The following is a 25,401-nucleotide window of genomic DNA, read 5'->3' as shown; positions in this document are numbered from 1 at the left end:
CTGCCCGATGAACAGCTCATGCCAGGGGTATGTGATGACCAAGAAGAGATCAAGGAACGGTCATGAACCGGCAGTTGATCCCGTTGTTGCCGAAGCGCCCCTTTCCTTCAGCAGATCGGCCATGAGCTGCACCTCGGACTGCTGGGCGGCCACCATTCCCTGCGCCAGCTTCTTCTCCGCGCCGACCTTGCAGAGCTGCACACACCCCTCCGCCATGTGGATACCGCCCTTGTGGTGGGCCGTCATCAGCTGGAGGTAGAGGATCTCCGCCTTCCTGCCGCTCAGCTTCCGCAGGGTGGAGAGCTGCGCCGTGGTGGCCATGCCGGGCATCAACGCCCCGTCCGTGGAAGGCTCCTGGCCCATCCCCATCCACTGCATCGGCAGCCGGTCCGCGTCGCTCACCGGCAGCCCCCACAGGTTCAGCCAGCCCGTCATCATGCCGCGCTGGTTGGCCTGGGTGTTGGCGATGTCGTACGCGAGACGGCGCACATCGGCGTCGTCCGTGCGGTCCCGCACGATGAACGACATCTCCACGGCCTGCTGGTGATGGACCGACATGTCACGGGCGAAACCGGCGTCCGCCGATCCCTCGGTGGGCGTCCGCGCGGCGGGAGCGGAGTGCGTGCCGGGGCCCCTGGTGAACGCCATCGTCCCGGCGGCCGCGCACAGCAGGACGAGAACGGCGGCGGCGACGGCCAGCAGCCGGGTGCCCCTGCTCACTGGCCGTCCAGCCCGCCCGTGCACGCCGCGCCCGGCTCCGGGGTCTGCGGGCCCTGCACGTACTTGGTGAAGAACTGGTTCACCCTCGGATCGTCCGCGCCGTCCACCGTCACCTGCTTGCCCCAGGCGCTGAGCATGATCGCACCCGACTGGCCCGGGTACGGGCTCATCAGCGAGTACGGGGTCCTCGACACCTTCGCGCCGAGCTTCTTCACATCGGCCGCCGGGGCCTTGTCCGTGTAGGTGACCCAGACCGAGCCGTGCTCCAGCGAGTGGACGGCGTTCATGTCGGGGAGCGGCTTGGTGTAGACGTTCCCGTTGCAGTCCATCCAGACCTGGTTGTGGTTCCCGCCCACCGGCGGCGTCATCGGATAGTTCACCTTCGTGGTGACGTGGGTGCGGCCGAGCTTCTTGATGTCCCAGTCCCGCTCACCCTTGATGGGCCCGGCTGTCGTCGCGCCGTCCGCCGTGCTGTCGGACGCCGTGCTGTCCGACGCGGTGCTGTTCGACGAGCTGTCGCTGACGAGATACGTACCGAAGCCCACAAGACCCGCCACGGCGACCGCCGCCACCGTGATCGCGGCGATACGGACACGGCGCTCACGCGACTTCTCGGCGCGGCGCATCTCCTCTATTCGGGTCCTGCGATCGTTCTTCGAGCCCTGCGTCGAAGCCATCGATGAGTCCTCAAGTCCTGGTGGGATACGGACGGTCCGGGGGCTCAGATCGTAATGGCGGGGCATGCGGCATGGCACAGGGGCCGGACAGCACAAGTGCGGCACTGTGGCCGGGGCACTGGCGTACGGAGGTGGACGAAGGGTGCACAAGTATGCGATCGCCGCGGAACTGCTGCTCTGGTGGGCGGCTCTGACGGCGCTGTGGCTGGTCCTCATCAGCACCGTGGACGTACTGGAAGCAGTGGTGGGAGCGGCGTTGGCGCTGCCGGCGGCAGTCGCCGCCCGCGCGGCACGGACGGCGGTGAGGCAACGGTGAACGGCTGGCTCTTCGCCGCCGCAGCGCTGCTGGTCTGCGGGCTGGCGCCGGCCCTGTGGGGGGTGGCCACCGGCCCGCTGCGGCGCCGCGTCGTCGCCCAGAACCAGGCCACTCTGCTGGTCTGCCTCGCCCTGCTGCTGCTCGCCCAGGGGTTCGGCCGCTCCTCCGCGTACACCGATCTCGCCCTCGTTCTCGCGGTACTCGGCCCGGTCGGCACCCTGGTGTACGCCCGGCTGCTCGCCGACGACCTGGCGGACGACCCGCCGCACAGCTCCCGGACCAGCTGGCCGGCCGTCGCCGCCACGGTGCTGGTCGTCCTGCCGCTGTGCGTGGTGACCGGGCCGGGCCGGGCGACGGTCAAGCTGCTCGTCATCGGGGCCCTGCTGGTCGTCGGCAACGTCGTCGCTTCACGGGCGCTGGACGACCCGGTCCCGGAGGCGGCGCCCCATGACTGACGCGCTGATCACCATCGCGCTGCTGCTGGTCGCGGCCGCCGCGACCGCCGCCGTCCTGGTCCGGGACCCTGCCCGGCAGGCGCTGGTCCTCTCGGTACTCGGCCTCGCCCTGGCCGTGCTGTTCACCGTCCTCCAGGCCCCGGACGTGGCGCTCTCCCAGCTCTCGGTGGGCTCCGCGCTCACCCCGCTGCTGGTGCTCCTCTCCGTACGCAAGGTCCGCCGCAGGCGCCGGGGCGAGCGGAAGGAGCGGAGCGGATGAGCCGACGGCTGCGACTGTGGGTGCTGGCCCTGGGCCTGGCCGGACTCGCGGCCATGCTCGCCGGCGCGTACCGGCTGCTCCCGCGCTTCGGCGGTGCTGTCCACCCGTACGGCGAGCGCGCGGTGCGGGCGGCGCTGAGCCGGCACACCGCCAACGTCATCTCCTCCGTCAACTTCGACCAGCGGGCCTTCGACACCCTGGGGGAGGAGAGCATCCTCTTCGGCGCGGTCCTCGGCACGGTCGTGCTGCTGCGCCAGACACGGGGCGAGCGGCAGCACCGCCCCGAGCCCGCCCCCGTCCTGCGCTCCGTGCGCCGCTACGCGCTGGTGGCGCTGCCCGTCACCCTGCTCGCGGGGGCGTACGTGGTCGCGCACGGCCAGCTCAGCCCCGGCGGCGGATTCCAGGGCGGCGTCGTGATGGCCACCGCCCTGCATCTGCTCTACATCGCGGTCGACTACCGGGCGCTGGAGCGGGTCCGGCCCATCGGCGTCTACCACATCGGTGACGCGGCGGGCGAGGGCGCCTATCTGGTCCTGGGGCTCGCGGGACTCCTCTGCGGGACCTCGTTCCTCGCCAACTTCCTGCCGTACGGCACCTTCAACACCCTCGCGTCGGGCGGGACCGTGCCGCTGCTCAACGCGGCCATCGGGGTCGAGGTCGCCTGCGCGGTGGTCGTCCTCCTCGCCGGCTTCCTCGACCAGGCACTGGAGATCGAGGAGACAGAGACGGAGACAGCGACGCGATGATGTCCGCACTGCCGTACGCGATCGCCGGATGGATCTTCGTCATCGGTATCTACGGCCTCGCCACCAGCCGCAATCTCATCCATGCCGTGGGCTGCCTCGCCGTCTGCCAGTCCTCCACCTATGTCCTCCTCCTCTCCGTCGGCTACCGCGACGGCGGCACCGCCCCGGTCTTCTCCGATCTGAAGCCGGGCTCACGGCCCCTGGTGGATCCCGTCGTGCAGGCCCTGGCCCTGACCGACGTGGTGGTCGGCGCCACCCTCACCGCACTGCTGCTCGCGCTCGTCGTGCAGGTCGACAAACGGCACGGCACCGTCGACCCCGACGAACTCTCCGAGCTGCGCGGATGAACGGGTCCGGGCAGCTGAACCAGCTGCTGCCGCTGATCGTGGCGCTCCCGCTCGCCGGGGCCGTCGCCCTGGTCGCCGCCGGCCGCAGGCTGCCCAGGTCCGCCGCCGAAGTGATCGCCGCCGCCTTCGCCGCGGGCACCGCGGCGCTCTCCGCCGTCCTGTTCGCGGGCGGCACGGACCACGCAGCCGAATGGGTCGGCGGCTGGACCCCGGAGCACGGGCAGAGCGTCGGCATCGTCCTCACCGGCGACCCGCTCGCGCTGGGCATCGCCACGCTGATCTCCCTGCTCGTCGTCGCCGTACTCGCCTACTCCTGGCGGTACTTCGACGAGCCACCGCTGCGGCACGCCGGGGCGTTCCCCGCGCTCGTCCTGCTCTTCCAGGCAGGAATGTGCGGCTTCGTGCTCACCGGGGACCTCTTCAACGCCTTCGTCTTCTTCGAGCTGATGAGCGTGGTCGCCTATGCGCTCACCGGCTACCGGGTCGAGGAGGCGAAAGCGGTCCAGGGCGCCCTCACCTTCGGCATCGTCAACTCGCTCGGCGCGTACGCCACGCTCACCGGGATCGTGCTGCTCTACGCACGGACCGGTGAACTCGGTATGCGGGCCATCGGGCGCCGCCTGGACGAGCAGGGCGGACCGGACGCCCTCGTCCTCACCGCCTTCGTCCTCATCCTCACCGGGCTGCTCGTCAAAGCGGCCGCCGTCCCCTTCCACTTCTGGCTTCCCGACGCGCACGCGGTCGCCCCCACCCCGGTCTGCATGCTGCTCTCCGGTGTGATGGTCGAGCTCGGTGTGTACGGGACGGGGCGGGTCTACTGGACGGTCTTCGGCGGCCCGGGCGGCGTCCCGGCGCACGACGCCGAGCGGGCCCTGGTGACCCTCGGCGTACTGACCGCCCTGGTCGGGGCGGTCATGTGCTGGTACCAGCGCCATCTCAAACGCCTGCTCGCCTTCTCGACCGTCGCGCACACCGGCCTCTTCCTCGTCGGCCTCGGACTGCTCACCCCGCAGGCGTCTGCGGGCGTCGCGCTGTACGTGCTGGGGCACGCGGGTGTGAAGGCGGCGCTCTTCGCCTGCGCCGGGATCCTCCTCGACCGTTACGGCTCCATCGACGAGCACGAACTGCACGGCCGGGCGCGTGGACTCCCGTTCGTCGGTGTGCTGTTCACGGCCGGCGGTCTCGCACTCGCGGGGCTGCCGCCGTTCGGCACGGCCCTGGGCAAGGCAGTCATCGAGGAGTCGGCAGGCATCCCCCTCACGGTGCTCTGCGTCGCGGTGTCGGTGCTCACGGGGGGAGCGGTGCTGCGCGTCGCCGCGCGGGTCTTCGGCGGTTTCGGCAGGCCCCCGGAGGAGAGCCGCCGGTACGAGACGAGCGGTGAGCACGAGGAGCCCGAGACCGGCGACCGGCCGCTGTCCCGCGTCCCCGACACCATGCTCGCCGTGCCGGCGGTGCTGCTCGCCGGGGCACTGGCCGCCGGTGTGGTGCCGGGTATCGCCGGCGCGGTCGGCCACGCGCTGGACGAGGCGATTCCGGGGAAGGCGGACCACGGGCCCGCGTGGTCGGCTGCCGGAGTGCTCCTGGGACTGCTGTCCACGGTGCTCGCGGCGGCCCTGGCCACCGTGGCCGTGCGCCGGCCGGACCGTCTCGGCGGCCCCGACCGGTTCCGGCCACTGCGCCGGCTCCACTCGGGGCACGTCGGTGACTACGTCGCGTGGCTGGTCGCGGGGGCGTCCCTGCTGGGCGCGCTGGTCCGCTGGTAGCCGGCCGGCGGCCCGCACAACATCAACTCCGTACGCGGGTGTTCGACGTGCCCGCCGCCCGCGCGGGGGCCGTCCGGGAGGGCAGCGACCCTGACTCGTTCACGGCCCCCACGTGACTCACAATGGAGGCTGCGGTACACCCGAACGGGGTCAGATGTTCGGACGAGGGTTCGCAACATGCTGGAAATCGTGTGGTGGGATGCTCATGAGCCCCGGTGACTCCGGAGGCGTGGGAGCAGGTGGCTGACCAGCAAGGATAGGTAGGAACGGTATGGATAAACAGCAGGAATTCGTACTCCGTACGCTGGAGGAGCGCGACATCCGCTTTGTGCGCCTGTGGTTCACCGACGTCCTCGGGTTCCTGAAGTCGGTCGCCGTGGCACCCGCCGAGCTGGAGCAGGCCTTCGACGAGGGCATCGGTTTCGACGGATCGGCCATCGAGGGATTCGCGCGGGTCTACGAGTCCGACATGATCGCCAAGCCGGACCCCAGTACCTTCCAGATCCTGCCGTGGCGCGCGGAGGCTCCCGGTACCGCCCGGATGTTCTGCGACATCCTGATGCCGGACGGCTCCCCGTCCTTCGCCGACCCCCGCTATGTGCTGAAGCGGATCCTGGCCAAGACCTCCGACCTGGGCTTCACCTTCTACACCCACCCGGAGATCGAGTTCTACCTCCTGAAGGACAAGCCGCTCGACGGCACCCGCCCCACCCCCGCCGACAACTCCGGCTACTTCGACCACACTCCGCAGAACGTCGGCATGGACTTCCGCCGCCAGGCGATCACCATGCTCGAATCCATGGGCATCTCGGTCGAGTTCAGCCACCACGAGGGCGCACCGGGACAGCAGGAGATCGATCTCCGGTACGCCGACGCGCTGTCGACCGCCGACAACATCATGACCTTCCGGCTGGTCATGAAGCAGGTCGCGCTGGAACAGGGGGTGCAGGCCACCTTCATGCCGAAGCCGTTCAGCGAGTACCCGGGCTCGGGCATGCACACCCACCTCTCCCTCTTCGAGGGCGACCGCAACGCCTTCTACGAGTCGGGCTCCGAATACCAGCTCTCCAAGGTGGGCCGGTCCTTCATCGCGGGCCTGCTGACGCACGCCGCAGAGGTCTGCGCGGTCACCAACCAGTGGGTCAACTCCTACAAGCGGATCTGGGGCGGCTCGGCGCGCAGCGCGGGGGCGGGCGGCGAGGCCCCCTCGTACATCTGCTGGGGGCACAACAACCGCTCCGCGCTGATCCGCGTCCCCATGTACAAGCCGGGCAAGACCGGCTCGGCGCGGGTCGAGGTCCGCTCCATCGACTCCGGGGCCAACCCGTACCTGACCTACGCGCTGCTGCTCGCGGCGGGGCTCAAGGGCGTCGAGGAGAACTACGAACTCCCGGCCGGCGCCGACGACGACGTGTGGGCGCTCTCCGACTCGGAGCGCCGCGCGATGGGCATCGAGCCGCTGCCGCAGAACCTGGGCGAGGCGATCGAACTGATGGAGCGCAGCGAACTGGTCGCCGAGACGCTCGGCGAGCATGTCTTCGACTTCTTCCTGCGCAACAAGAAGCAGGAGTGGGAGGAGTACCGCAGCGAGGTCACCGCCTTCGAGCTGCGGAAGAACCTGCCGGTGTTGTAGGGGCAGGTCAGCGAGGGTTTCCCGCTCGGTTTTCGTTCCCGGGCCCGCACTTCGCAGTTGCGGGCCCGGAAGGCCGGATCCGGCGGCCATACCCGGGTGATGTGGCTGAAGCCGAGGGAGGTCAGTCCTCCGGCCTGACACAGCCGGTCGGAGGGGCCGCTGACCTCGGTCTGGAGGAGTTGGTAGGCAGCGCCGTGGGACTGGCCCCAGTGCATCGCGGCCCGCCACAGCATGCGGCCCAGTCCCAGCTCCCGCGCCCCGGGCAGGACGGCGAAGTACTGGGGCATGAGCTGAGGGCATCCGATGGCATCGGGGCGTACCTCCATGAGGCCGATCGCGCCCACGATGCGGTCTTCGACGGAGGCAGCGAGGACCGGGCCGCACCGGCCGGCCTGCATCTGGGTGTGAAGGAAGGCCAAACCAACGCCCGCCATGGCCTCGGCGAACGGAACGAAGGTCTCCTGCACGGTGGTCGGCCAGTCGGTGACCGGGCGGACCGGGCCGCCGGGGTCGGGGCAGGAACGGGCCGTGAAGTCCTGGAGCTGGATGCGAGGTCGACGGTGAGCGCGTGCGGGTGGACGGGACCGAGAGTCGGCACGATCGGCGCGGTCAGTACGGACCGGAGCCAGTCCCAGCGGAAGAACATGAGCGGCATCCTGAGGGGCGGCCGGTCGGGGTTCGGGCCCCGGCGTGAACGAACCGGGGCCTGAACGGAATCGACCGGGCCGTGTCGGTCAGTGGGGGTTGTCGTCACCGGCGTCGCAGGAGCACTCCGCGCTCTCCACGACGTCATCCAGGCTGCCCCTCGGCTGTAGCCCTCAACGGGTGTCGCTTGTCGACGAGTTCGGATGCCAGTGGAGGGTCTGCGCGCTTCTGGATACCAGTGAGTTCCGATGTCGCTCGACGAGCGTGCAGGCTTTCCTTGACCTGAAGTGCGATTGAGCTTTTAGCGTGTCCTCAAGTTGCTCACCTGCCGACGGGAGAACGCGCTCATGATCCTCGTGACCGGAGCCACCGGAAACATAGGAAGTGCACTGCTGGGGGAGTTGCACGCATGCGGTGCGGGGCCGCTGAGAGGGTTCACCCGTGACGCCTCACGGGCGGCGTTCCCCGCAGAGGTCGAGGCCATTGAGGGTGACTTCGCGGTGCAGGAGTCGTTGAAGCCCGCTCTGGGCGGGGTGCGCTCGCTGTTCCTGTTGTCGCGTGTGGGCCCGGACGCGAACATCCTCGCGGCAGCCCGTCGGGCGGGTGTGGAGCACGTGGTGCTGGTGTCGTCCATTACCGTCCAGACCCATCCGCACCTGGGCCCCGCCGGCGAGAACCTGGCGGTCGAGCGGCTACTCAAGGACAGTGGCATGGCCTGGACGATCCTGCGGCCGACGCAGTTCGCCTCGAACGCTCTGATGTGGGCGGCGTCGATCCGCGACCGTGAGGCGGTCCGCGCGCCGTATGCGGACACCGGGCTGCCCACGATCCACCCCGCGGACATCGCGTCGGTGGCGCGGGTTGCGCTGACCGAGCCCGGCCACCAGGGGCGGACGTATGCCCTGACCGGTCCGGAGCCGGTGACAGCCCGGCAGCAGGTCAAGGCCATCGCGGCAGCCCTCGGGCGGGAGGTGCCCTTCATGGAGATCAGCCGGCAGGAGGCCCATGCTCAGATGGCCGCGGTCTTCGGGCACGAGGCAGCGGATGCAGTGCTCGACGTCACGGGCGGAGACGTCAATGACGAGTTGCTCGCGGTGCGCGACACGGTTTCACAGGTCACCGGCTCGTCGGGCAGACCGTTCCGGCAGTGGGTTGCGGAGAATGCCAACATCTTCCGCTGAGACACCCGGCCGGTGAGAGCCGACATCCTGGCGCGGTGGTCGCGGCGGATCGGCCCATACAGATCAGCCTCGGATTTCGACAGGCGCATCGGTCGCCCGCACTCCCCAAGCGCCCTTCTGCCGGGGACAGTGCCTGATCGGTGCGCGGGCAGGCGACCCGTTTTCCCATCTGCCAGGGGTGATTCTGTCCGGGCAGGTGAAGGCTGCCGGGTAGTCATGTGGACGACGTGGCCCCTTTGCTCTGGTTTTTGATCATCTGACGGAGGCTGGTGCGGGCGGCGGTGAGCTCGTCTTCGAGCTCGGTCACGCGGTGGGCGAGGCCGTTGGCCTCGACGGTCTTGGTGGCGAGGAGTGCTTCCAACTCAACTTTGGAATGGTTGAGTTCATAGACTCTGGTGGTGAGATCGGCGGCGCCGATCTGGTCGAGTTGGTGGCCGAGGTGGAGGCGTGCGTTGCGCTGGAGCTGGTCGCGTTCCGTGCGAAGTTTTCGGATCTCCTCGCGGGATCGACAAGCTCTCCCTCGACCAGCTCGACGCCGCGCTCTCCACCACCCGCAACCGCGGCGGCAAGGCGGCCAGGACATGGGGGGATCTGGGCGTGACCGGTGACTGGGCCGACAAGCCGATCCATATCGTCGGGCTTCAGCCGTGGAACGGATTCGAGGAGTTCGCACGCCAGAGGGTGCTCGACCACAACGGCAAGCGCGGTGAGTGGAGGCCGGGCGCGGCTGACGGCAGTACGCCCGCGGACCCGAACGTGCACTGGGAGAAGACGGTCTTCAACCTGGCCAAGGACGTCCACGACGATCCCTACGCCATCGGGTACACCGGCATGGCCTGCGTCGACCAGGGCGTCAAGGTCCTCTCGCTCAGCGATCACGTCGGTGACGCCGCCTACGCCCCCACGTACGAGAACGTCGCCTCGGCCGCCTACCCGCTGAGCAGGGTTACGTACTTCAACGTCAACAAGCGGCCCGGGAAGCAGCTGGACCCGGTGATGGAGGAGCTGATCCGTTTCATCCTCAGCAAGCAGGGGCAGCACGTGGTGGCCGGACAGCAGGTCTTCCTTCCGCTGCGCTCCGGCCAGGCGACAGCCAGCCTCCGGGCACTGAACACCGCGCCCTGACGCCGTCCGCCGATTCCCGGTGTGGCCGGGCCCGGCGAAGTGGCTCTTGGACTTTGGCAGGGCAGCACTTGTCTTTTCGTCACCAGCCGTTGACGAAGCGTCAGTTGGTGCGTGAACGTGCTTGTCCAAAGCCCTCGGTGAACAGAACCACTCACCAGGCTGCACAACGCCAGCAGTGAACTCCACCCCCACACAGGAGACACACATGCGGATGCGGCACCTGCTCACCACCGGAACACTGGCCACGGCGGCGGGCGCCGCCGTGCTGCTCATGGGGCCAGCGGCCCCCGTACAGGCCGCCGACACCGGGCAGACCCCCGGTACGTACGCCTACTGGAGCGCACCCTCCGACGTCACATCGGTCTCCATCCCGATGACGCTCCAGCACTCGCCCGGCAACTACAACGCCTACTGGTCGACCCAGTTCAACTTCGCCGGCAGCGGGGCTTCTGGGTACATGGGGTTCCAGACCCACCAGGACGGCGGCGGGATGTTCCTCGTCTCGATCTGGAACGGTACGGAGGCCACCGCGGGCGGCTCCGGAACCTACTGCCAGGACTTCGACGAGGGCGGCACCGGCAAGACCTGCCGGCTCGACCAGCGGCCCGTCGAAGGGCACCAGTACGCGATGGAGGCGGCGCAGCAGTCCGGCTCGTACTGGAAGTACTCCATCGTCGACAGGACCGCGGGCACCACCACGGTCCTCGGGAACATCAAGATCGACGGCGACCATCCGATGGCCGGATCCAGCTTCGACAGCTGGACCGAGTACTTCGACTGGAACAACCCCGCCACCGTCTGCGCCGACGCCAAGTACTCCAAGCTGCTGTTCGGCATTCCCACCACCAGTGCGGGCAAGGGCACTTACAACTCCTCCAGCCTCAGCGACACCTGCCAGTCCATCGCCAAGGTGACCCTGGACGCCTCCGGGGCGACGGAGGAGAACGGCATCGGGCAGTAGCCGGGCCTCCGACCGTCTGCCACGGCACAAACGCCACCCGCGGCACAAGCGGCACCCGCCGTCGGCCGGGTCCCCGGGGACCCGGCCGACCCCCGCAGTGCGATGCGGCAACGCCACCGCAGCCCGCTGCGACTACGCTCGGAACCGGACTTCGATCAACCGGTGTTCCGGCCAGCCGGGTGCCACGTGACGAGAGGCGGCAGCATGAGCGTGCCGGGACGCAGAGGCAGTACGTTCACCCGGCTGCTCCGGCACGGTTTCACCGACCCGGCGGCGGCCGAGCGGCTGCTCGACGCCCCCGAGCTGGCCTCCGTACGCGATGACTCCGTCCTGCTCGACGCGCTCGGTGCCACCGCCGACCCGGATCTCGCCCTGCTCGGGCTGGTCCGCATGGCCGAGTCCCAGCAGCCCGACGAGCGGCAGACGCTGCTGGACACACTGATCGCGGCCAAGCCGCTGCGCGACCGGCTGCTCGGGGTGCTCGGCGCGTCCGAGGCGCTCGGCGACCACCTGGCGCGGCACCCGCACGACTGGCACGCCCTCGTCACGTACGAGACGGCCGATCTGCATCCCGGCGTTCCCGAGTTCGAGGAAGGGCTCGCCGGGGCGACCGACGCGGTGGAGCTGCGGATCGCCTACCGGCGGTGTCTGCTGGCCATCGCGGCCCGGGACGTCTGCGGCACGACCGACGTGCGGGAGGCCGCCGCCGAACTGGCCGACCTGGCAACCGCCACCCTGCGCGCCGCCCTCGCCATCGCATCGGCCGCGGCCCCCGAGGACGCCGCGCTCTGCCGCCTCGCGGTCGTCGCGATGGGCAAGTGCGGCGGGCACGAGCTCAACTACGTGTCCGACGTGGACGTCATCTTCGTCGCGGAGCCCATCGAGCCCACCGGCATCGGCGAGAGCGCCGACGAGGCCGGGGCGATGCAGGCCGCCACCCGGCTCGCCGCACACCTCATGCGGATCTGCTCCGACACCAACATCGAGGGCACCATCTGGCCCGTCGACGCGAACCTGCGGCCCGAGGGGCGCAACGGACCGCTGGTCCGTACGCTCTCCAGCCATCTCGCGTACTACGACCGCTGGGCCAAGACCTGGGAGTTCCAGGCGCTCCTCAAGGCCCGCGCGGTCGCGGGCGACGCCGCGCTCGGTGTGGAGTACACCGAAGCGGTCGGGCCCCTGGTGTGGCAGGCGTCCGAGCGGGAGAACTTCGTCGCCGACGCCCAGAAGATGCGCCGCCGGGTCATCGACAACATCCCCCCGGACCTCGTCGACCGCGAACTGAAACTCGGGCCCGGCGGGCTGCGGGACGTGGAGTTCGCCGTCCAGCTGCTCCAGCTCGTGCACGGCCGCAACGACGCGACCCTGCGCAGCGGCAACACCCTGGACGCCCTCGCGGCCCTGGCAGCCGGCGGCTACGTGGGCAGGACCGACGCGGCGCAGCTCGACGCGGCCTACCGCTTCCTGCGGGCCATGGAGCACCGGATCCAGCTGTACCGCCTCCGGCGCACCCACCTGGTGCCGGAGGACCCGGCGGACCTGCGCAGGCTCGGGCGCTCGCTGGGACTGCGCACCGAACCTGTCGCCGAACTCACCAGGCAGTGGAAGCGCCATGCGGCGGTCGTCAGGCGGCTGCACGAGAAGCTCTTCTACCGGCCTCTCCTGGACGCCGTCGCACAGCTGGCGCCCGGCGAGATCCGGCTCAGCCCCAGGGCGGCGGGCCAGCGCCTCGAAGCGCTCGGCTACGCGGACCCGGCCGGCGCCCTGCGGCATCTGGAGGCGCTCTCCTCCGGGGTCTCCAGGAAGGCCGCCATCCAGCGCACCCTGCTGCCCGTGCTGCTCGGCTGGTTCGCGGACTCCGCCGACCCGGACGCCGGGCTGCTCGGCTTCCGCAAGGTCTCCGACGCGCTGGGCAAGACCCCCTGGTACCTGCGGCTGCTGCGGGACGAGGGCGCCGCCGCCGAGAATCTCGCCCGGGTCCTCTCCGCTGGCCGGCTCGCCCCCGACCTGCTGCTGCGGGCCCCGGAGGCGGTCGCGCTGCTCGGTGCGCGCGGCGGGCTCGAACCGCGCCCTCGCGAGATCCTGGAGCAGGAGGTGCTGGCGGCCGTCGGCCGCGCCGAGACCCCCGAAGGCGCTGTCGCGTCCGCGCGCGGAGTGCGCCGCCGCGAACTGTTCCGTACCGCGGCTGCCGACCTGATCAGCTCGTACGGCACCGAGGAGAACCCCGCGGAATCCGATCCCGGGGCGCTGGTCGACCGGGTCGGCAACGCCGTCACCGATCTGAACGCCGCCACCATCGCGGGCGCGCTGCGGGCCGCCGTACGGGCGCAGTGGGGCGACACCCTGCCCACCCGGTTCGCGGTCATCGGCATGGGCCGCTTCGGCGGCCACGAGCTGAGCTACGGCTCGGACGCCGACGTGCTCTTCCTGCACGCGCCGCGGGACGGCGTGGACGACCAGGAGGCGGCCCGCGCCGCGAACGCCGTCGTCGCCGAGATGCGCAGGCTCCTCCAGCTGCCGACCGCCGACCCGCCACTGGTGATCGACGCGGACCTGCGCCCCGAGGGCAAGAGCGGCCCGACGGTGCGGACACTGGCCTCCTACGCCGCGTACTACCGGCGCTGGTCGCGCGTCTGGGAGAGCCAGGCGCTGCTGCGCGCCGAGCCGATGGCCGGCGACGCGGAGCTGGGCCGCGGCTTCATCGAGCTCGTCGACCCGCTGCGCTATCCCGTCGAGGGGCTCGGGGACGACGCCGTACGCGAGATCCGCCGTCTCAAGGCGCGGATGGAGTCCGAGCGGATGCCGCGCGGCGCCGACCCGACGCTCCACGCGAAGCTGGGCCGGGGCGGGCTCAGCGACGTGGAGTGGACCGTGCAGCTGCTGCAGATGCAGCACGGCTGGGAGGTGCCGGGGCTGCGGACCACCCGCACCCGGACCGCGCTCTCCGCCGCGCACGCCGCGGACCTGATCTCCACGGAGGACGCGCAGACGCTGGACGAGGCGTGGGTGCTGGCGTCGCGGGTGCGCAACGCGGTGATGCTGGTGCGGGGGAGGGCCGGTGACACGTTTCCCTCGGACGGGCGGGAGCTGGCCGCGATGGCGCGGTACCTGGGGTACGAGACGGGGCACGTGGGGGACATGCTGGACGACTACCGGCGCGCGACGAGGCGGGCCCGCGGGGTGATGGAGGAGCGGTTCTACGGGGCGTAGGTGCGCAGGGGGCGCCTCAGCGGTCCGACGGGACCGATTTGGCCGGTACCGGCTTCAGCGTGCCGTGGATGCCCTGGGTGAAGGTACCGCCCTTGCCGCTGGCTCTGACCTTCTCCGGGACCCGTGGCAGCCGGTGCGGCAGTGCTCCGTACCAGGCGTACGAGAGGCCGGTGCCGAAAGCCAGGCAGAGTACGCCGCCCACCGCGTCCAGCCAGAAGTGGTTCGCCGTCGAGACGATCACCAGGAGGGTCAGGGCCGGGTACACCAGGCCCAGGATCCGGACCCAGGGGGCACGGGCCAGGGCGAAGATGATCAGGCCGCACCAGAGGGACCAGCCGATGTGCATCGAGGGCATCGCGGCGTACTGGTTCGACATGTTCTTGAGGTTGCCCGAGGCCATCGAACCCCAGGTGTGGTGCACCAGCACCGTGTCGATGAAGTGGTTGTTGTTCATCAGACGCGGCGGTGCCAGTGGGTACAGGTAGTAGCCGGCCAGCGCCACCGCGGTCGTCGCGAAGAGCGCCAGACGGGCCGCCGCGTAGCGCCCCGGATGGAAGTGGAACAGCCAGACCAGGACGCTGATGGTCATGATGAAGTGCAGTGTCGCGTAGTAGTAGTTCATCGCGACGATCAACCATGTCACCGAATTTATGGCGTGGTTGATGTGCTGCTCGACCGAAATACCGAGAAAGTGCTCGGCGTGCCAGATCCAGTCCGCGTTGCGCAGCGCCTCCGCCTTCTGCTCCGGTACCGCGTTGCGGATCAGGGAGTAACCCCAGTAACTCACCGCGATCAGCAGTACTTCGAACCAGATACGGGGGCGGCGGGGCGTACGCAGACGCCCGATGAATGAGATGTGAGGCTCCTTGGCCACGACGGGTGACGCGGTGGCCGAATGGCCGTCCAGTGTCTTCACAGTCGTTTCACCCATAGGGGAAGAGTCTGCCAGAAACTCGGCTTCCCACAGATCATCCCTCGGGAGGGACGCGTCCGCACCCGCTACGCCTTGTTGACGTCCTCGCCCCGGGATACCGGGCCCGACGCGGATCCCGGCGCGGCCGCGGTGGAACCACGGACTACCAACTCGGTCATAAAGACGAATTCGCTGTGCGGTGCAGGGGTGCCGCCGACCTCTTCGAGCAGGGTCCGGACAGCTGCCTGGCCCATGGCGGTGACCGGCTGCCTGATGGTGGTCATCGGCGGGTCCGTGAACGCTATGAGCGGGGAGTCGTCGAAGCCGACCACCGAGATGTCGCGCGGAACGTCGAACCCCAGCTGGCGGGCGGCCCTGATGGCACCGAGTGCCATCATGTCGCTGGCGCAGACCACCGCCGTACAGCCCGACGCGATGAGCTCGGACGCGGCCGCCTGGCCGCCCTCCAGCGTGAACAGCGAGTGCTGGATCAGCTTCCCGCTCTCGGCCGCCGACAGCCCGAACCTGGCCCGCATCTCGGCCTGGAAGCCCTCTGTCTTGCGCAGTACGGGCACGAAGCGCCGCGGTCCGAGCGCCAGCCCGATCCGGGTGTGGCCGAGCGACGCGAGGTGGGTGACGGCCAGCCGCATCGCCGCGCGGTCGTCGGGCGAGATGAAGGGCGCCTGCACCTTCGCCGAGAAGCCGTTGACCAGGACGTACGGCACACCCTGGGCGCGCAGCTGCTCGTAGCGCCGCATGTCCGCCGTGGTGTCCGCGTGCAGTCCCGAGACGAAGATGATGCCCGCGACCCCGCGCTCCACCAGCATCTCGGTGAGCTCGTCCTCGGTGGAGCCGCCCGGTGTCTGGGTGGCCAGGACCGGCGTATACCCCTGCCGGGTCAGGGCCTGGCCGATGACCTGGGCCAGCGCCGGGAAGATCGGGTTCTCCAGCTCGGGCGTGATCAGACCGACCAGACCGGCGCTCCGCCGCCGCAGCCGTACCGGACGTTCGTAGCCGAGTACGTCGAGTGCGGCGAGTACGGACTCGCGGGTGGCCGCCGCTACCCCGGGCTTGCCGTTGAGGACCCGGCTCACCGTCGCTTCGCTGACCCCCGCCTGAGTTGCGATGTCGGCAAGCCGTGCGGTCATGGGAAGGGACTGTACCGGGCGTGTGTCAGATTGCCCACCAGGTGCAGGAATCACCGGGAATGCGCACGGATTCACCGGAGATGTCCGGGGCGGCCGACGACAGCAGCGGCCTTCCCGGTACGCGCAGTTCGACGGAGTCCGGCAGGGTGTTGACGGTGCAGACGAAACCGGGCCGGGTGAAGACGAGTACCCCGTCGGGCCCTTCGAGCCAGCTCATCGGACCGTCGCCCAGACCGTCCACCCGGCGCCGGAGCGCGAGCGCGGCGCGGTACAGCTCCAGGGTCGATCCGGCGTCCCCGGTCTGCGCCGCAACGGAGAGCTCCCCCCAGCCTGTCGGCTGCGGCAGCCATCCCGGGGCGGGCCCGAATCCGTACGAAGGCCCTTCTCCGGTCCAGGGGATCGGCACCCGGCAGCCGTCCCGCAGCCCGTCCTGTCCCGCGCCGCGGAAGAACGACGGGTCCTCGCGCAGCTCGTCGGGCAGGTCGGTGACTTCGGGCAGCCCGAGCTCCTCGCCCTGGTAGAGGTAGACGGAGCCGGGCAGCGCCAGCATCAGCAGCGCGGCGGCGCGGGCCCGGCGCAGTCCGGCCGCCCCGTCCCCGTACCGCGTGACATGGCGTACGACATCGTGGTTGGAGAGCACCCAGGTGGTGGGCGCCCCCACCGAAGCCGTCGCGGCCAGCGAGTCGTCCACCACCGCGCGCATCGCCGCCGCGTCCCAGGGACACCGCAGGAACTGGAAGTTGAAGGCCTGGTGCAGTTCGTCGGGGCGCACGTACAGGGCGAGGCGCCCGGCGGACGGGGCCCACGCCTCGGCGACCCCGATGCGTTCCCCCGGGTAGGAGTCGAGCAACGTCCGCCAGGAGCGGTGGATCTCGTGCACCCCGTCCTGGTCGAAGAAGGGGAGCGTCTGGGAGCCGATCATCCGCACCTGCTCGGCGGTGCCGATGTCGGGCAGCCCGGCGGCCTTGACCATGCCGTGCGCCACGTCGACACGGAACCCGTCCACGCCGCGCCCGCCGAGCTCCAGCCAGAACCGCAGCACCGACTCGAACTCCGCACGTACCTCCGGGTTCTCCCAGTTGAGATCGGGCTGTTCGGGGGCGAAGAGATGGAGGTACCAGGAGCCGTCGGACACCCGCGTCCAGGCCGGGCCGCCGAACACCGACTGCCAGTCGTTGGGCGGCAGTTCACCGTCCGCACCCCGGCCGGGCCTGAAGTGGTAGCGGGTGCGGGCCGGGCCGCCCGCCAGTGCCTCCCTGAACCACACATGCCGGTCCGACGTGTGGTTGGGGACCACGTCCACGATCACCCGCAGCCCCAGCCGGTGCGCGGCGCGCAGCAGCGACTCGGCGTCGGACAGCGTCCCGAACAGCGGGTCCACGACCCGGTAGTCGGCGACGTCGTAGCCCCCGTCGGCCTGCGGCGACGCGTAGAAGGGGGTGAGCCAGACCGCGTCGGCGCCCAGCTCGGCGAGGTACGGCAGCCGCTCCTCGATGCCCCGCAGATCCCCGATGCCGTCCCCGTCGCTGTCCGCGAAGGACCGCACGTACACCTGGTAGATGACGGCGTCCCGCCACCATCGGGTGCGGGCCCCGGATGCGGTGGCCGCGCCGGTGAGCTGCTGCGTCTGCTGCGTCATGAGGGGATGGGTCCCTTTCGGAAGGCTGCAACGTACGGGAACAACGCCGGTGCCCTCCGAAAGTAACAGTCTTGCAAGGGCTTGCGAAGGCCGCCGCGACGCCCAGCGCGGCGTGCAAAGAGCCCCAATGCCCCGTTTGACAAGGGTCATCACGGCAACCGTGCGGACACGCCGAGGTAACGAAGGCGGCTTCTTGCAGAAATTCTTCGCAAGGTCTTTCGGTCGTCTTTCATCCTTGTTACGTTCCTCGACGACCCGGAGCCGTGACGGCACGGCACCCCTCGAAGGAGTTCACATGCGACGTGGCATAGCGGCCACCGCCCTGGTCGCGGCCCTGGCGCTCGCGGCGACGGCTTGCGGCAGTGACAGCGGCAGCGGCAAGGCGGACGGTGTCACCACCATCACCTGGTGGGACACCTCGAACGCCACGAACGAGGCACCGACCTACCGGGCGCTGGTCAAGGAGTTCGAGGCGGCGAACAAGGGCATCAAGGTCACCTACGTCAACGTCCCCTTCGACCAGGCGCAGAACAAGTTCGACACGGCCGCCGGTGCCAAGGGCGCCCCGGACGTGCTGCGCTCCGAGGTCGGCTGGACCCCTGCCTTCGCCAAGAAGGGCTACTTCCTCCCGCTGGACGGCACCGAAGCCCTCAAGGACAAGGCGCACTTCGAGCCCAACCTGCTGAAGCAGGCGCAGTTCGACGGCAAGACCTACGGTGTCCCGCTGGTCACGGACACCCTCGCCTTCGTCTACAACAAGGCGCTCTTCGCCAAGGCCGGCATCACCAAGGCCCCCGCCACCTGGGGCGAGCTGAAGAGCGACGCGGCCGCGGTCAAGTCGAAGACCAGGGCCGACGGCTACTGGGCCAGCACCGCCGGGTACTACGCGCAGCCCTTCCTGTACGGCGAGGGCACCGACACCGTCGACCTCGCGCACAAGAAGGTCACCATCGCCGGTGCCCCCGCGGTCAAGGGCCTGGAGACCTGGAAGGGCCTCTTCAGCGGCCCCGGTCTGCACAAGGCGGACACCACGGCCGACGCCTACGCCCACCAGCAGGACGCCTTCGTCAACGGCAAGGTCGCCTCGATCATCCAGGGGCCCTGGGAGATCACGAACTTCTACAAGGGCTCGGCCTTCAAGGACAAGAAGAACCTGGGCATCGCCACCGTCCCGGCCGGCTCCACCGGCAAGGCGGGCGCCCCCACCGGCGGCCACAACCTCGCCGTCTACGCGGGCTCCGACAAGGCGCACCAGGCCGCGTCGCTGAAGTTCCTGAACTTCATGACATCGGCGAAGAGCCAGGAGCAGATCGCGCTCAAGAACTCCACACTGCCGACCCGCTCCGACGCCTACACCGCCGAGGTCACGGCCGACCCCGGCATCGCCGGCTTCCAGAAGGTGCTCGGCGCCTCGCAGCCGCGGCCGGAACTGCCCGAGTACAGCTCGCTCTGGGGTCCGATGGACACCGAGCTGCCCAAGGTCGCCGACGGCAAGGAATCGCTCCAGGACGGGGTCAAGTCCCTGAGCGAGAACATGGCCAAGCTGGTCCCCGGCTTCACCAACTGATCAGCCGGCCGCCGGCCCGCAAGCACCCGCGGGCCCGGCGGCCCGATCGTCGTGCGTCACGCCGAACTCCCCTGAAAAGGTGTCAAGATGACCGTTGCCGTCGCAGGCGCGGGCCCGAAGCGTCGCAGTCCGGCGCAGCGCATCAAGCAGTCCTGGCAGAAGCACTGGTACGCCTACGCGATGGCGGCCCCGGTCGTCGTCGTCCTCGGTGTCCTGGTGGGCTATCCGCTGGTCCAGGGCCTCTACCTCACCCTGACCGACGCGAACAGCCTCAACTCGGCCCGCACCATCGGCGTCAACCACATCGACGCCACCTACAAGTTCATCGGGCTGCACAACTACGCGGACATCCTCTGGGGGCCGACCGCCTGGGACCGCTTCTGGTCCCACTTCCTCTGGACCATCGTCTGGACCGCCGCCTGTGTGGCCCTGCACTACTGCATCGGCCTCGGCCTGGCCCTGCTGCTCAACCAGAAGCTCCGCGGCCGGACCCTCTACCGGATGCTCCTGATCCTGCCCTGGGCGGTGCCGACCTTCGTCACCGTCTTCTCCTGGCGGATCATGCTCGGCGACTCCGGCATCGTGAACTCGGTGCTGGGCGGCCTCCATCTGCCCCAGCCCGCCTGGCTGGAGGAGCCGCACTTCCAGCAGCTCGCCGCGATCATCGTCAACACCTGGTGCGGGGTTCCGTTCATGATGGTGTCGCTGCTCGGCGGGCTCCAGTCGATCTCCGCCGACCTGTACGAGGCCGCCGAGATGGACGGCGCGAGCCCCTGGCAGCGGTTCCTCAACGTCACCCTGCCCGGCCTGCGTTCGGTGAGCTCCACCGTCGTCCTGCTCGGCATCATCTGGACGTTCAACCAGTTCGCCATCATCTTCCTGCTGTTCGGCAACGGCGCACCGGACGCCCAGATCCTCGTCACCTGGGCCTACCGCCTCGGCTTCGGCCAGCAGCCCAGGGACTACGCCCAGTCCGCCGCGTACGGCGTGCTGCTGCTCTCCATCCTGATCGTCTTCACCTCCTTCTACCGGCGCTGGCTGGCCCGTAGCGAGAAGGCCAGCAGCTGAGACCGGCCGGACACACAAGAAGGCAGGCCCCCGATGACGACCCAGACGACCCTCACCACAGCGACCACACCGGCGGAGCAGACACCGCCGCCCGTACGGCGGCCCGCCCGCACCGTCCGCCGCGACCGGCCGAGCCGCAGGGCCACCGTGCTCTCGCACACCGCGCTCAGCATCGCCAGCCTGATCGCGCTCTTCCCGATCGCGTGGCTGGCCTTCCTCTCGCTCGGCCCCGACAAGAGCGACTATCTGCACCCGGGCCGGATCTGGTCCAAGGTCTCGTTCTCCAACTACTCGTTCGTCCTGGAGCACACCCGCTTCTTCACCTGGCTCGGCAACACCGCCCTGATCGCCGTCGCGACCAGCGTCATCGGGGTCTTCATGGCCGCCACCGCCGGCTACGCGGTCTCCCGGATGAGGTTCCCCGGCCACAAGAAGCTGATGTGGCTCCTGCTGGTCACCCAGATGTTCCCGGTCGCCGTCCTGATGGTGCCGATGTACGTGATCCTCGCGGACCTCGGCCTCATCGACACCTTCGGCGCCCTGATCCTGGTGTACTGCTCCACGGCCGTCCCGTACTGCGCCTGGATGCTCAAGGGGTACTTCGACACCATCCCGTACGAGATCGACGAGGCGGGGCGCGTCGACGGGCTGAGCCCCTTCGGCACCTTCTGGCGGCTCATCCTGCCGCTCGCCAGGCCCGGTCTCGCGGTGGCCGGCTTCTACACCTGCCTGACCGCCTGGGGCGAGGTCGCCTTCGCCTCGACGTTCATGCTCGACGACAGCAAGTACACCCTCGCGGTGGGCCTCTCCAGCTTCGTCAGTGAGCACGACGCCCAGTGGAACTACATGGCGGCCACCGCTGTCCTCATCGCCATCCCCGTCTCCGTCATCTTCTACCTGGTGCAGAAGCACCTGGTCACAGGTTTGACCGCGGGCGGGACCAAGGGCTGAGCCGCACCCCTTCTTACGCCCCATGACGCATCTGACTCACCCAGGGAAGACATGACTCAGCACTCCGCCGCCCCTGCCGCCCCCGCCAGCCCGGCGACCGCCGCCAGCACCGGCTGGTGGCGGGACGCGGTGATCTACCAGGTCTATCCGCGCAGCTTCGCCGACAGCAACGGTGACGGCATGGGCGACCTCGAAGGCGTCCGCGGCCGGCTGCCGTACCTGCGCGACCTCGGCGTCGACGCCGTCTGGCTCTCGCCGTTCTACGCGTCGCCGCAGGCCGACGCCGGGTACGACGTCGCCGACTACCGGGCCATCGACCCCATGTTCGGCACGCTCATGGACGCCGACGCACTGATCCGCGACGCCCACGGCCTGGGCCTGCGGATCATCGTGGACGTGGTGCCCAACCACTCGTCCGACCAGTGCGAGTGGTTCAAGCGCGCCATCGGCGACGGCCCCGCGTCGCCGCTCCGCGACCGCTACCACTTCCGCGAGGGCAAGGGGGAGAACGGCGAACTCCCGCCCAATGACTGGGAGTCCGTCTTCGGCGGCCCCGCCTGGACCCGGGTCGCCGACGGTGCCTGGTACCTCCATCTCTTCGCCCCCGAGCAGCCCGACCTCAACTGGGAGAACCAGGCGGTCGCTGACGAGTTCCGCTCGATCCTGCGGTTCTGGCTCGACATGGGCGTGGACGGATTCCGGGTCGACGTCGCCCACGGGCTCGTCAAGGCGCCCGGCCTGCCCGACCTCGGCAGCACCGACCAGCTCCGGCTGCTCGGCAATGACGTCATGCCGTTCTTCGACCAGGACGGCGTCCATGAGATCTACCGCTCCTGGCGCACCATCCTCGACGAGTACCCGGGGGAGCGGATAGCCGTCGCCGAGGCGTGGACGCCGACCGTGCAGCGCACCGCGAACTACGTACGCCCCGACGAGCTGCACCAGGCGTTCAACTTCCAGTACCTGGCCACCCACTGGGACGCCGCCGAGCTGCGCGAGGTCATTGACGTCTCGCTGGCCGCGATGCTCCCGGTGGGCGCGCCCGCCACCTGGGTGCTCTCCAACCACGACGTCACCCGGCACACGACCCGCTTCGCCAACCCGCCGGCCGGCACCCAGATCCGCACCCCCGGCGACCGGGGACTGGGCCTGCGGCGGGCCCGCGCGGCGACCCTGCTGATGCTGGCGCTGCCCGGCTCCGCCTACCTCTACCAGGGCGAGGAGCTGGGCCTCCCGGACGTCACCGACCTGCCCGACGAGGTCAGGCAGGACCCGTCGTTCTTCCGCGCGGCGGGCCAGGACGGCTTCCGCGACGGCTGCCGGGTGCCGATCCCATGGACCGCGGAAGGCCCTTCGTACGGCTTCGGCAGCGGTGGCAGCTGGCTCCCGCAGCCCGCGGACTGGGGTGCGCTGAGCGTCGAGGCGCAGACCGGCGACCGCGGTTCCACCCTGGAGCTGTACCGCGGCGCGCTCGCCCTGCGACGGGAGCTGCCGGGCCTGGGCGCCGGCGAGTCCGTCGACTGGGTGCCGGGCACCCCGGACGGAGTGCTGGCGTTCACCCGCCCCGGCTTCCACTGCACCGTCAACACCACCGGCCGCCCCGTACGCCTGCCCGTGCCGGGCCGGATGGTGCTGGCCAGCACCGAAGTCGCCCTGGCGGAAGGCGAGCCGGCGGAAGGCGAGTTCGAGCTGCCCGCGGACAGCACCGTCTGGTGGTCGGTGTGACCGTCCCTCCCCGGCTCGCGCACATCGCCGCGCAGGCCGCCGTCAGCGAGGCCACCGTGAGCCGGGTGCTCAACGGGAAGCCGGGCGTCGCGGACACCACGCGCCAGCGGGTGCTCGCTGCGCTCGACGTCCTCGGCTACGAGCGGCCCGTGCGGCTGCGCCGGCGCAGCGCGGGCCTGATCGGCCTGGTGACCCCCGAGCTGACCAACCCCATCTTCCCGGCCTTCGCCCAGGCCGTGGAACAGACGCTCGCGGGACACGGCTACACCCCGGTCCTCTGCACGCAGATGCCGGGCGGCGCCACCGAGGACGAACTGGTCGAGCAGCTGGTGGAGCGCGGGGTGGCCGGCATCGTCTTCCTCTCCGGGCTGCACGCCGACACCTCGTCGGACCCCGGGCGCTACGCCGGTCTCGCCGAACGGGGGGTGCCGTACGTCCTGATCAACGGCTACAACGAGCGGATCAGCGCGCCCTTCGTCTCACCCGACGACCACGCGGCGGCGCAGATGGCCGTGCGCCATCTCTCGGATCTGGGGCACCGCAGGATCGGTCTGGCGGTCGGGCCGCTCCGCTATGTGCCCTCGCGCCGCAAGCGGGAGGGGTTCATCGAGGCGATGGCGGACCGGCTCGGCCAGTCCGCGGAGGAGGCCGGAGCCCTGGTCCAGCACACCCTGTTCAGCGTCGAGGGCGGCCGGGCCGCGGCGGGCGCGCTGTTCGACCAGGGGTGCACCGCCGTGGTGTGCGGCAGCGACATGATGGCGCTGGGCGTCGTACGGGCGGCCCGCGAACGCGGTCTCGAAGTCCCCGACGACGTCTCGGTGGTCGGCTTCGACGACTCGCAGCTGATCGCCTTCACCAGTCCGCCGCTGACCACGGTCCGCCAGCCCGTCCAGGCGATGGCCGCGGCGGCGGTGGGCGCGCTCCTGGAGGAGATCGGCGGCAACCCCGTCCAGCGCACGGAGTTCGTCTTCCGGCCCGAGCTGGTGGTACGGGGGTCCACGGCCCGCCGTACCGGCTGACCGGCGGCGGGACCGGCGTGCGAGGCTGAGCGGTGGCAGCGGCGCCGCTCCGCCCTGCCGACCGGACCGGACGCCGTCCGTTCCGGACCAGCAGCCCGCCGGGAGGAAACCGCCATGCCGCAGATCACCGTCGAGTACTCCGAGTCCCTGGAGGACGCCTTCGACCGCAGGGGCTTCGCGCTCGGCCTGCACCCGGTCGTCGTGGAGACGGTCTCCGCAGGACTCCCCGCGTGCAAGACGCGGTTCGTCAGGACTGCCGGGTTCGTCGTGGGCGACGGCACGGGCGACGACGCCGTGGTGCACGTGGAGATCGCGCTGCTGGCCGGCCGTACCGACGAGGCCAAGGCGCGGCTGAGCGAGGCGGTGCTCGATGTCGTACGCCGCCATCTGAAGCCCACCGGGAGCACGGTGCACCTCTCCGCCGAGACCCGCGATCTGGACGCGTCCTACCACAAGGGCTGAGCGCGGCCGGGTGTTCATGGGGCCGGGTGTTCATGGGCACGGGCCGGCAGGACCGCCCCATGACACCGCGCCCGCCGGGGCCGTTGGCCGGTACTGAGCCGGTACTGAGCAGGCGCTCAGCCGGTGCGCTGGGCCGGGAGGTCCGTCGCGGGCGGCGGCGCCAGCGAGAGCAGCCGGCCGACCAGATCCCCGAACGGCCCGTCGGCGGGCTCCTCGCTCAGTATCCGCCGTACGACCGCCGCCATCTCCGTGTCGTACGCGGCGCTCACCGCGGCCAGCGCGGCGAAGTCGTGCACCAGCTGCAACTCCAGCTCCGCCCGCGGGATGCTCCGCCCGTCGAGCCAGATCAGCGCGGTCGACTCGGCGAGCGACACCCATGACCTGACCACCAACTGGAGCCTGGCGGGCGGCTCCTGGACGTCCAGATGGGACAGGATCTGGAGATACGCGGCGGTGCGGACCTCGTCGATCATCGCGTTGGTGGTGGTGGAACCCACGGCCGGGCCGCCGCGCATCAGCGCGGAGAAGCCGGGCCCGTGCTCCTCGACGAAGTCGAAGAACCGCTCCATCACCCGCAGCAGCCGCGCCCCCAGCGGCCCTTCGCGCGGTTCGACGAACCGCTCGGCCAGCTCGTCGGCCGCGCGGCGCAGCGCCGCTTCGTACAGACTCTGCTTGCCGGGGAAGTAGTGGTAGACGAGCGGCCGCGAAATGCCCGCAGCCGCGGCTATCTCGTCGATGGAGACATCGTCGGGGGAGCGGTGGCTGAACAGTTCGAGGGCGACGCTGATCAGCTGCTGCCTGCGCTCTTCGACGCCCATCCTGCGGCGTACCCCGGTCGTCATGGGGACAGGGTACCGACTGCGGCGCCGCC

24 protein-coding genes and 1 pseudogene are annotated in these 25,401 nt (G+C 70.2%); 17 read left to right on the top strand and 8 right to left on the bottom strand.

The genetic code is table 11. The features are described from left to right. Window positions 1-60: 60 nt before the first annotated feature. Both OHB13_RS08995 and OHB13_RS08990 read right to left on the bottom strand, forming a co-directional pair. Window positions 61-648, bottom strand: coding sequence for a DUF305 domain-containing protein (locus OHB13_RS08995; RefSeq protein ID WP_328380248.1), 588 nt, complete (start codon window positions 646-648; stop codon window positions 61-63). Window positions 649-716: 68 nt separating this feature from the next. Then, window positions 717-1,397, bottom strand: coding sequence for a DUF3105 domain-containing protein (locus OHB13_RS08990; protein ID WP_328376695.1), 681 nt, complete (start codon window positions 1,395-1,397; stop codon window positions 717-719). Between the two features lie 142 nt (window positions 1,398-1,539). Here OHB13_RS08990 and OHB13_RS08985 point away from each other — a divergent pair, with 142 nt between their 5' ends. The 7 genes from OHB13_RS08985 (at window position 1,540) to OHB13_RS08955 (ending at window position 6,916) form a co-directional block, all read left to right on the top strand. Next, the gene (locus OHB13_RS08985; protein WP_328376694.1) at window positions 1,540-1,713 is read left to right on the top strand and encodes a hypothetical protein; all 174 of its coding nucleotides are present in this window, start codon (window positions 1,540-1,542) and stop codon (window positions 1,711-1,713) included. Beyond that, window positions 1,710-2,168, top strand: coding sequence for a monovalent cation/H+ antiporter complex subunit F (locus OHB13_RS08980; RefSeq protein ID WP_266857657.1), 459 nt, complete (start codon window positions 1,710-1,712; stop codon window positions 2,166-2,168). The genes OHB13_RS08985 and OHB13_RS08980 overlap by 4 nt, the downstream gene beginning before the upstream one ends. Next, window positions 2,161-2,427 carry a DUF4040 domain-containing protein gene (locus tag OHB13_RS08975; RefSeq protein WP_266857659.1) on the top strand — a complete coding sequence of 89 codons (267 nt, stop codon included), beginning with the start codon at window positions 2,161-2,163 and terminating at the stop codon, window positions 2,425-2,427. The genes OHB13_RS08980 and OHB13_RS08975 overlap by 8 nt, the downstream gene beginning before the upstream one ends. Next, window positions 2,424-3,173 carry an MnhB domain-containing protein gene (locus tag OHB13_RS08970; protein ID WP_266857661.1) on the top strand — a complete coding sequence of 250 codons (750 nt, stop codon included), beginning with the start codon at window positions 2,424-2,426 and terminating at the stop codon, window positions 3,171-3,173. The genes OHB13_RS08975 and OHB13_RS08970 overlap by 4 nt, the downstream gene beginning before the upstream one ends. Next, complete coding sequence (locus OHB13_RS08965; protein WP_266861136.1) at window positions 3,173-3,520, top strand: sodium:proton antiporter; 348 nt, start codon at window positions 3,173-3,175, stop codon at window positions 3,518-3,520. The genes OHB13_RS08970 and OHB13_RS08965 overlap by 1 nt, the downstream gene beginning before the upstream one ends. Before the next feature lie 14 nt (window positions 3,521-3,534). After that, window positions 3,535-5,283, top strand: coding sequence for a complex I subunit 5 family protein (locus tag OHB13_RS08960; protein ID WP_328380247.1), 1,749 nt, complete (start codon window positions 3,535-3,537; stop codon window positions 5,281-5,283). 271 nt (window positions 5,284-5,554) lie between these two features. After that, the gene (locus OHB13_RS08955) at window positions 5,555-6,916 is read left to right on the top strand and encodes a glutamine synthetase family protein (protein WP_266857663.1); all 1,362 of its coding nucleotides are present in this window, start codon (window positions 5,555-5,557) and stop codon (window positions 6,914-6,916) included. A gap of 89 nt (window positions 6,917-7,005) precedes the next feature. Here the strand turns inward: OHB13_RS08955 and OHB13_RS08950 are convergent. Then, window positions 7,006-7,562: pseudogene (locus OHB13_RS08950) on the bottom strand (GNAT family N-acetyltransferase); the annotation flags it as partial. Between the two features lie 346 nt (window positions 7,563-7,908). Between OHB13_RS08950 and OHB13_RS08945 the strand changes: the two are divergent. Beyond that, window positions 7,909-8,742, top strand: coding sequence for an NAD(P)H-binding protein (locus OHB13_RS08945; protein WP_328376693.1), 834 nt, complete (start codon window positions 7,909-7,911; stop codon window positions 8,740-8,742). A 214-nt stretch (window positions 8,743-8,956) separates the two neighbouring features. Here OHB13_RS08945 and OHB13_RS08940 read toward each other — a convergent pair whose 3' ends face one another. Beyond that, the gene (locus OHB13_RS08940; protein ID WP_328376692.1) at window positions 8,957-9,103 is read right to left on the bottom strand and encodes a hypothetical protein; all 147 of its coding nucleotides are present in this window, start codon (window positions 9,101-9,103) and stop codon (window positions 8,957-8,959) included. Window positions 9,104-9,189: 86 nt separating this feature from the next. Here OHB13_RS08940 and OHB13_RS08935 point away from each other — a divergent pair, with 86 nt between their 5' ends. The 3 genes from OHB13_RS08935 to OHB13_RS08925 all read left to right on the top strand — a co-directional run bounded on the left by OHB13_RS08935 (window position 9,190) and on the right by OHB13_RS08925 (window position 14,038). Continuing rightward, window positions 9,190-9,867 (top strand): PstS family phosphate ABC transporter substrate-binding protein, encoded by a 678-nt coding sequence (locus tag OHB13_RS08935; protein ID WP_328376691.1) that lies wholly within the window; start codon window positions 9,190-9,192, stop codon window positions 9,865-9,867. 205 nt (window positions 9,868-10,072) lie between these two features. Then, the gene (locus tag OHB13_RS08930; protein ID WP_266857680.1) at window positions 10,073-10,828 is read left to right on the top strand and encodes a DUF3472 domain-containing protein; all 756 of its coding nucleotides are present in this window, start codon (window positions 10,073-10,075) and stop codon (window positions 10,826-10,828) included. A 204-nt stretch (window positions 10,829-11,032) separates the two neighbouring features. Further along, window positions 11,033-14,038, top strand: coding sequence for a bifunctional [glutamine synthetase] adenylyltransferase/[glutamine synthetase]-adenylyl-L-tyrosine phosphorylase (locus tag OHB13_RS08925; protein ID WP_328376690.1), 3,006 nt, complete (start codon window positions 11,033-11,035; stop codon window positions 14,036-14,038). Between the two features lie 16 nt (window positions 14,039-14,054). Here OHB13_RS08925 and OHB13_RS08920 read toward each other — a convergent pair whose 3' ends face one another. The 3 genes from OHB13_RS08920 to OHB13_RS08910 form a co-directional block, all read right to left on the bottom strand. Then, entirely contained in the window at window positions 14,055-14,969 is a 915-nt protein-coding gene (locus tag OHB13_RS08920; RefSeq protein WP_266857682.1) for a phosphatase PAP2 family protein, read from the bottom strand. A gap of 68 nt (window positions 14,970-15,037) precedes the next feature. After that, window positions 15,038-16,099, bottom strand: a complete 1,062-nt coding sequence (locus OHB13_RS08915) for a LacI family DNA-binding transcriptional regulator (RefSeq protein WP_266857683.1) — start codon at window positions 16,097-16,099, stop codon at window positions 15,038-15,040. Window positions 16,100-16,124: 25 nt separating this feature from the next. Further along, entirely contained in the window at window positions 16,125-17,738 is a 1,614-nt protein-coding gene (locus tag OHB13_RS08910) for a glycoside hydrolase family 13 protein (RefSeq protein ID WP_266857684.1), read from the bottom strand. A gap of 295 nt (window positions 17,739-18,033) precedes the next feature. Between OHB13_RS08910 and OHB13_RS08905 the strand changes: the two genes are divergently transcribed. The 6 genes from OHB13_RS08905 (at window position 18,034) to OHB13_RS08880 (ending at window position 24,530) form a co-directional block, all read left to right on the top strand. Next, window positions 18,034-19,305 carry an extracellular solute-binding protein gene (locus OHB13_RS08905; RefSeq protein ID WP_328376689.1) on the top strand — a complete coding sequence of 424 codons (1,272 nt, stop codon included), beginning with the start codon at window positions 18,034-18,036 and terminating at the stop codon, window positions 19,303-19,305. A gap of 87 nt (window positions 19,306-19,392) precedes the next feature. Continuing rightward, window positions 19,393-20,373 (top strand): carbohydrate ABC transporter permease, encoded by a 981-nt coding sequence (locus OHB13_RS08900; RefSeq protein WP_328376688.1) that lies wholly within the window; start codon window positions 19,393-19,395, stop codon window positions 20,371-20,373. A 33-nt stretch (window positions 20,374-20,406) separates the two neighbouring features. Further along, on the top strand, window positions 20,407-21,324 hold the full coding sequence (locus OHB13_RS08895) for a sugar ABC transporter permease (RefSeq protein ID WP_328376687.1): 918 nt from the start codon (window positions 20,407-20,409) through the stop codon (window positions 21,322-21,324). A gap of 51 nt (window positions 21,325-21,375) precedes the next feature. Continuing rightward, window positions 21,376-23,049 carry a glycoside hydrolase family 13 protein gene (locus tag OHB13_RS08890; protein WP_328376686.1) on the top strand — a complete coding sequence of 558 codons (1,674 nt, stop codon included), beginning with the start codon at window positions 21,376-21,378 and terminating at the stop codon, window positions 23,047-23,049. Further along, the gene (locus OHB13_RS08885; protein ID WP_401600670.1) at window positions 23,034-24,068 is read left to right on the top strand and encodes a LacI family DNA-binding transcriptional regulator; all 1,035 of its coding nucleotides are present in this window, start codon (window positions 23,034-23,036) and stop codon (window positions 24,066-24,068) included. The genes OHB13_RS08890 and OHB13_RS08885 overlap by 16 nt, the downstream gene beginning before the upstream one ends. A 114-nt stretch (window positions 24,069-24,182) precedes the next feature. Continuing rightward, entirely contained in the window at window positions 24,183-24,530 is a 348-nt protein-coding gene (locus OHB13_RS08880) for a 5-carboxymethyl-2-hydroxymuconate Delta-isomerase (RefSeq protein WP_266857695.1), read from the top strand. Between the two features lie 116 nt (window positions 24,531-24,646). On the opposite strand, the gene OHB13_RS08875 is transcribed toward OHB13_RS08880, so the two are convergent. Continuing rightward, complete coding sequence (locus OHB13_RS08875) at window positions 24,647-25,372, bottom strand: TetR/AcrR family transcriptional regulator (protein WP_328376685.1); 726 nt, start codon at window positions 25,370-25,372, stop codon at window positions 24,647-24,649. Window positions 25,373-25,401 lie beyond the last annotated feature (29 nt).

Origin of the sequence: Streptomyces sp. NBC_00440, assembly GCF_036014215.1 — a bacterium.
Lineage (GTDB): Bacteria > Actinomycetota > Actinomycetes > Streptomycetales > Streptomycetaceae > Streptomyces.
The sequence above is the reverse complement of the archived record's forward strand: the minus strand, read 5'-3'. Positions and strand labels throughout refer to the sequence as shown.

Excerpts from the sequence above, each read along its gene's own strand:
- OHB13_RS08995 (WP_328380248.1), bottom strand. The coding sequence starts at position 648 with ATGGCGTTCACCAGGGGCCCCGGCACGCACTCCGCTCCCGCCGCGCGG.
- OHB13_RS08990 (WP_328376695.1), bottom strand. The coding sequence starts at position 1,397 with ATGGCTTCGACGCAGGGCTCGAAGAACGATCGCAGGACCCGAATAGAG.
- OHB13_RS08975 (WP_266857659.1), top strand. The coding sequence starts at position 2,161 with ATGACTGACGCGCTGATCACCATCGCGCTGCTGCTGGTCGCGGCCGCC.
- OHB13_RS08970 (WP_266857661.1), top strand. The coding sequence starts at position 2,424 with ATGAGCCGACGGCTGCGACTGTGGGTGCTGGCCCTGGGCCTGGCCGGA.
- OHB13_RS08965 (WP_266861136.1), top strand. The coding sequence starts at position 3,173 with ATGTCCGCACTGCCGTACGCGATCGCCGGATGGATCTTCGTCATCGGT.
- OHB13_RS08955 (WP_266857663.1), top strand. The coding sequence starts at position 5,555 with ATGGATAAACAGCAGGAATTCGTACTCCGTACGCTGGAGGAGCGCGAC.
- OHB13_RS08945 (WP_328376693.1), top strand. The coding sequence starts at position 7,909 with ATGATCCTCGTGACCGGAGCCACCGGAAACATAGGAAGTGCACTGCTG.
- OHB13_RS08930 (WP_266857680.1), top strand. The coding sequence starts at position 10,073 with ATGCGGATGCGGCACCTGCTCACCACCGGAACACTGGCCACGGCGGCG.
- OHB13_RS08925 (WP_328376690.1), top strand. The coding sequence starts at position 11,033 with ATGAGCGTGCCGGGACGCAGAGGCAGTACGTTCACCCGGCTGCTCCGG.
- OHB13_RS08920 (WP_266857682.1), bottom strand. The coding sequence starts at position 14,969 with ATGGGTGAAACGACTGTGAAGACACTGGACGGCCATTCGGCCACCGCG.
- OHB13_RS08915 (WP_266857683.1), bottom strand. The coding sequence starts at position 16,099 with ATGACCGCACGGCTTGCCGACATCGCAACTCAGGCGGGGGTCAGCGAA.
- OHB13_RS08910 (WP_266857684.1), bottom strand. The coding sequence starts at position 17,738 with ATGACGCAGCAGACGCAGCAGCTCACCGGCGCGGCCACCGCATCCGGG.
- OHB13_RS08905 (WP_328376689.1), top strand. The coding sequence starts at position 18,034 with ATGCGACGTGGCATAGCGGCCACCGCCCTGGTCGCGGCCCTGGCGCTC.
- OHB13_RS08900 (WP_328376688.1), top strand. The coding sequence starts at position 19,393 with ATGACCGTTGCCGTCGCAGGCGCGGGCCCGAAGCGTCGCAGTCCGGCG.
- OHB13_RS08895 (WP_328376687.1), top strand. The coding sequence starts at position 20,407 with ATGACGACCCAGACGACCCTCACCACAGCGACCACACCGGCGGAGCAG.
- OHB13_RS08890 (WP_328376686.1), top strand. The coding sequence starts at position 21,376 with ATGACTCAGCACTCCGCCGCCCCTGCCGCCCCCGCCAGCCCGGCGACC.
- OHB13_RS08880 (WP_266857695.1), top strand. The coding sequence starts at position 24,183 with ATGCCGCAGATCACCGTCGAGTACTCCGAGTCCCTGGAGGACGCCTTC.
- OHB13_RS08875 (WP_328376685.1), bottom strand. The coding sequence starts at position 25,372 with ATGACGACCGGGGTACGCCGCAGGATGGGCGTCGAAGAGCGCAGGCAG.